Origin of the sequence: Streptomyces sp. NRRL B-24572 (genome assembly GCF_002156145.1) — a bacterium.
Taxonomy (GTDB): Bacteria; Actinomycetota; Actinomycetes; order Streptomycetales; family Streptomycetaceae; genus Streptomyces; species Streptomyces vietnamensis.
The window spans coordinates 1-5,306 of the sequence record NZ_MWIG01000458.1; the positions used below are offsets into that span (position 1 = coordinate 1).

General features: G+C 69.9%; 4 protein-coding genes and 1 pseudogene. 2 read left to right on the forward strand and 3 right to left on the reverse strand.

Annotation, left to right across the window (positions count from 1 at the left end):
• Positions 1–250: pseudogene (locus tag CCN56_RS26035) on the reverse strand (lyase family protein); the annotation flags it as partial.
• A gap of 116 nt (positions 251–366) precedes the next feature.
• Here CCN56_RS26035 and CCN56_RS26040 point away from each other — a divergent pair.
• Entirely contained in the window at positions 367–1,893 is a 1,527-nt protein-coding gene (locus CCN56_RS26040; RefSeq protein ID WP_086830409.1) for a ricin-type beta-trefoil lectin domain protein, read from the forward strand.
• 159 nt (positions 1,894–2,052) lie between these two features.
• Positions 2,053–2,562 (forward strand): hypothetical protein, encoded by a 510-nt coding sequence (locus CCN56_RS26045; RefSeq protein ID WP_086830410.1) that lies wholly within the window; start codon positions 2,053–2,055, stop codon positions 2,560–2,562.
• Positions 2,563–2,567: 5 nt separating this feature from the next.
• Here the strand turns inward: CCN56_RS26045 and CCN56_RS26050 are convergent, their stop codons facing one another.
• Both CCN56_RS26050 and CCN56_RS26055 read right to left on the reverse strand, forming a co-directional pair.
• Positions 2,568–3,188, reverse strand: coding sequence for an HAD family acid phosphatase (locus CCN56_RS26050; RefSeq protein ID WP_086830411.1), 621 nt, complete (start codon positions 3,186–3,188; stop codon positions 2,568–2,570).
• 195 nt (positions 3,189–3,383) lie between these two features.
• Entirely contained in the window at positions 3,384–5,054 is a 1,671-nt protein-coding gene (locus CCN56_RS26055) for a fumarate hydratase (RefSeq protein WP_086830412.1), read from the reverse strand.
• Between the last annotated feature and the right edge of the window lie 252 nt (positions 5,055–5,306).

Sequence of the window (5,306 nt, forward strand, 5' to 3'; positions counted from 1 at the left end):
CGACCTCCCCGGCCGCCGAGACGATGGCCTCCGCGCGGTCCCTCTCGATCACCCCGAGCTCGGCGTTGACCTCGGCGGCGGCGGCCTTGATCCGGGCCAGGGCCTCGATGTGGGCGCGCTCCAGGCGCTGACCGGAGATCGGGAAGTTCTCCACGGCCCGCTGGGTCTGGGCCCGCCACTTGGCGTGCGAGGGGACCCGCACCTCGCCCATGGAGTCGTGCTCGATGCGGTAGCCGTCAGCCTCGTTCATGTTCATCAGCCTCTCTGAACTCTCCGAAAAAGATGAGCACTTCTCTTGTTCGATGTATTCCCAAGGGGCGTACCGGCCAGTAAAAACCGTGGGTAACCCCACTTCCAGGAGGCGCAGTGAAGCGCACCAGGTACAGACTCCGCTGGCCCGTCGCGGCCGTCGCCGCGGCGGCGGCCCTCGGCAGCATGACCGCCGCAGCCCCCGCCGGCGCGGCCGACACGAGCACGGCGGCCGGAATCACCTCCGTACCGCTCTCTCCCGAGCTGGAGGCGATCCGGGCGGCCGAGGCCACCAAGATCTACGGCAGCCCCGAGGAGCGCCCGCTCGCCCAGCGCAAGACCGGCCTGATCTCCCTGGGCGACAGCGAGATCTCCGGCGAGGGCGTCGGCACGTACGAGTCCCCCACCAACGGGCCCACCAACTGGTGCCACCGCTCCCCGGACGCCGCCATCCACCGCACCGGGATCCCCGCGGACCTCACCTTCAACGTCGCCTGCTCCGGCGCGTACACCGGGAACATCAGGATCGGCGGCTCCAAGCAGTACGCCGACGAGCTCGTCCAGAGCGACAACCTCGCGGTCAAGGCCCGCAACACCCGCATCAAGATGGTCCTGCTCGTCGCCGGCGCCAACGACGACCTGCAGTTCGGGCCCGTCATGACCGACTGCGTCGAGCGGTTCGTGCTCAGCCAGGGCACCTGCGAGCCCAAGTACGCCCCCGGCTGGCAGGCCCGCGTCGACGGACTCGTCCCCAAGGTCGAGCAGACGGTCCGCGACCTCAAGACCGTCATGCGCGACGCCGGGTACGCCGACGGCGACTACAAGCTCGTCGTCATGGGCTACCCCAGCCCGATCGGCCCCGACTTCTACGACAACCCGGACTTCCCCGGCAAGCTCGCCTGCGGCGGCATGGGCTACGACTCCGACACCAAGTGGGGCCGCAACAGCGCCGTTCCCGCCTTCGAGCGCGGCATGCGCAAGATCGCGGCCGACACCGGGGCCACCTACCTCGACAACTCGCGCCTCTTCAACGGCCACGAGGTCTGCATGGAGGACACCTGGGCCCGGGGCCTCTACATCGACCTCTCCAAGCCCGGCGGCCTCGACGAGAACTCCGTACGCCAGTCCTTCCACCCCAACAGGAGCGGCCACGGCGCCTTCGCGTCCTGCCTCACCCAGATCTACAACTCGGGCCTGCGCGAGGCGAGCTGCGCCGACGTCAACTCCTCCGGCACCCCGACGCTCTTCCCGCTCGCCTGGGACGACGCGTACCAGCCGCTGAAGAACCAGGCGACCGGCAACTGCCTCGACGTCAACGCGTCCGAGTCGGCCAACGGCACCGCCGTCCTCGGCTGGGACTGCCACGGCGGCCGCAACCAGAACTGGTGGTACGACTCCGCCCGGCAGACCGTCCACACCCAGCTCACCCAGGACCGCTGCCTGGACGTCCCGGGCGCCGTCTACCAGACCGGCAAGGCGCTCATCATCTGGAACTGCAGCGGCGCCGCCAACCAGAAGTTCGTCCGTGACGGCGCCACCGTCCGGCCCGCCGCCGCGACCGGACTCTGCCTCACCCAGGGCGCGGCGAAGGAGCCGATCCGGCTCCAGAACTGCGACGGCTCCGCGAACCAGAAGTTCGCGTAAGGGGCAACCCCAGGAACGCCGTGGCCTCCGTCCGGTGCGGGACGGGGGCCACGGCCATGCCCGGAGCGGCGGGGCCTCACCCGAACGGGCGAAGTCGCGCCGAGCACCGGACAATGTGAAGCGTGCCGAGGGGGACCCCCATCCCACGGGAGGCAGGACATGATCCGCAGCTTGAGGACCGGTGCGCTCGGCGTCTGCACGGCGGCGGCCGTCGCGGCCGTCGCCTTCGCCGCCGCCCCCTTTTCCGCCTTCGCAGACGACGGAGAGGGCTTCGAGTTCACGCTCTACGCCAAGCAGGTCCCGCCCCCCGGGACGAACGAGAGCAGCCCGCCGCCCAAGGTCGGGGACCACCCCGTCTTCGCCGACGACCTCTACAAGACCAAGGGCGGCGACACGGTCGGCCGCGACGGCGTGGCCTGCGCCGTGGTGCGCCTCTCAGGCGACCAGGTCGACATGGACTGCGTCGGCACCATCCTCCTCAACGGCGGACCCGGCGGACAGCTCGCCGTCCAGGCCCTCACCACGTTCGACACCTCGAACGACACGCCGGCCGCCTTCGACCTCGCCGTCACCGGCGGCACGGGCGACTTCAAGAACGCGCACGGCTACATCCGCGTGACCCCCGACGGGGACTACGACCGGATGGACTTCCACATCACCAAGCGGTGAGCCCGTTACGACAGCTTGCCGCCGTAGTCCGGGAGCTTGAAGGCGCGTTCGGCGTGGCCGCCGACGAGATCGGTCGTGTTGTTGCCGATGTTCGCGATGATCGTGTAGCCCTTGGCCTCGATCTCGGCGCGCTTCTCGGTCTTGTACGCGCTGACCTCGGCGAACAGGTCGGGCAGCGAGCGCACGTAAAGACCGTCGACCGGATAGCCGGCCTTCTTCAGGTTCCAGTCCGTCAGGGAGTAGATGATCCCGGGCCGGGCCGTGACGAAGAAGACGGCCACCCCGCGCGCGTGGGCGTCGTTGACGAGCGCGCGCACGTCCGCGATGGCCGGGGTCGGCAGCTCCCAGAACGGGTGGAAGTCCGTCTCCAGGGAGCTGTTGTCGATGTCGAGGACGATGGCCTGCTTCTCGCGGCCGGCGTTCTCGGCGCGCGCCTCGATGTACGGGCGGGCCTCGGCGACGACGGCCGCGACGTCGTGGCGCCAGGTCGTGTAGTCGACGCCCGCGAGGGCCGCGGCCGAGGTGACATGGGTGTCGGGGTCGGCGGCGGAGGCGGCGGGCGCGGCGCCGACGACGAGGGCGGCGGTCAGGCCGAGGGTCGCGGCAGTGGTCTTGGCGGAGGGCATGGGGGGCTCCCGAGTGGGTCGAACCGGCTCAGTGTTGACATGCTCGCGACCCATACTGGCCAGTAGGTGACGAGAGGGCTACCGGTCGGTAGCGACTTTCTGAGCGAAGATCGACACACGAGAACGACGACGCCCCCCGGCCGGAAGGGCCGAGGGGCGTCGCGAGAGCCCTGCGAGATCAGGAGCCCCGTGAGATCAGGCGAGACCGGGGCCGCGCACCGGGATGTGCGTGAAGGTCGGCTCCGGGGCCGGGTTCTGGAAGAAGTCGTTGCCCTTGTCGTCGACGACGACGAAGGCCGGGAAGTCCTCGACCTCGATCTTCCAGACGGCCTCCATGCCGTCCTCCTCGTTGTCCAGGACCTCGATCTTCTTGATGCAGTCCTGAGCGAGGCGGGCGGCGGGGCCGCCGATGGAGCCGAGGTAGAAGCCGCCGTGCGTGCCGCACGCGTCGGTGACCTGCTGGGAGCGGTTGCCCTTGGCGAGCATCACCATCGAGCCGCCCGCCGCCTGGAACCGCTCGACGTACGAGTCCATGCGGCCGGCCGTCGTCGGGCCGAAGGAGCCGGAGGCGTAGCCCTCGGGGGTCTTCGCCGGGCCCGCGTAGTAGACCGGGTGGTCCTTCATGTACTGCGGCATGTCCTCGCCGGCGTCGAGTCGCGCCTTGATCTTGGCGTGCGCGATGTCACGGGCGACGACCAGCGGGCCGGTCAGCGAGAGGCGGGTCTTCACCGGGTACTTGGTCAGCTCGGCGAGGACCTGGTCCATCGGCTGGTTGAGGTCGATCTTCACGACGTCCTCGTCCGTGGCCAGGTGCTCCTCGGTCGTCTCCGGCAGGAAGCGCGCCGGGTCGGTCTCCAGTTGCTCCAGGAAGACGCCCTCGGCGGTGATCTTCGCGACGGCCTGGCGGTCGGCCGAGCAGGAGACGGCGATCGCGACGGGCAGCGAGGCGCCGTGGCGGGGGAGGCGGACGACGCGGACGTCGTGGCAGAAGTACTTTCCGCCGAACTGCGCGCCGATGCCGATCTTCTGCGTCAGCTCGAAGACCTTCTCCTCCAGCTCCTTGTCGCGGAAGCCGTGGCCGGTGGCGGCGTCACCCTCGGTGGGCAGCTCGTCCAGGTAGTGCGCGGAGGCGTACTTCGCGGTCTTGAGCGCGAACTCGGCGCTCGTGCCGCCGACGACGATCGCCAGGTGGTACGGCGGGCAGGCGGCCGTGCCGAGCGAGCGGATCTTCTCCTCCAGGAACTTCATCATGGAGGCCTCGTTCAGGACCGCCTTGGTCTCCTGGTAGAGGAAGGACTTGTTGGCCGAGCCGCCGCCCTTGGCCATGAAGAGGAACTTGTACGCGCCGCCGTCGGTCGCGTACAGCTCGATCTGCGCGGGCAGGTTCGAGCCGGTGTTCTTCTCCTCCCACATGGTGACCGGGGCCATCTGCGAGTAGCGGAGGTTCAGCTTGGTGTACGCGTCGTAGACGCCCTTGGACAGGGCCTCCTCGTCGCGGCCGGAGGTCAGCACGTTCTGGCCGCGCTTGCCCATGACGATCGCGGTGCCGGTGTCCTGGCACATGGGGAGCACGCCGGCGGCGGCGATGTTCGCGTTCTTCAGGAGGTCGAGCGCGACGAACTTGTCGTTGCCCGACGCCTCCGGGTCGTCGATGATCCGGCGCAGCTGGGCCAGGTGGGCCGGGCGCAGGAAGTGCTGGATGTCGTGGATGGCCTCGGCGGCCAGCTTGCGCAGCGCCTCGGGCTCGACCTTGAGGAACGTACGCCCGTCGGCCTCGAAGGTGGAGACACCTTCGGAGGTCACCAGGCGGTACGGCGTGGTGTCCTCTCCCAGGGGGAGCAGATCGGAGTACGCAAACTCAGGCATGACGGCGGCCATTCCTCACTCGGCAGACAGCGGCGCGCCGCCTCCGTTGGCGGGCGCGCCCTCCAGCGTATGACGAGGGCGCGGCCCCGATCCTGTGAGGTAAGGCTCACTGGAGGCCGGGACCGTGCCGGAACGGCGTGTTTCGGCGGGGCGACGGGCTACGGGACCGTGGCGATCGGGCGGTGCGGGCCGGCCCACGGCGGGGACGTACGGCGGGACTCCGCGACCGGCTCCCGGACGCCCGCGCCGGAG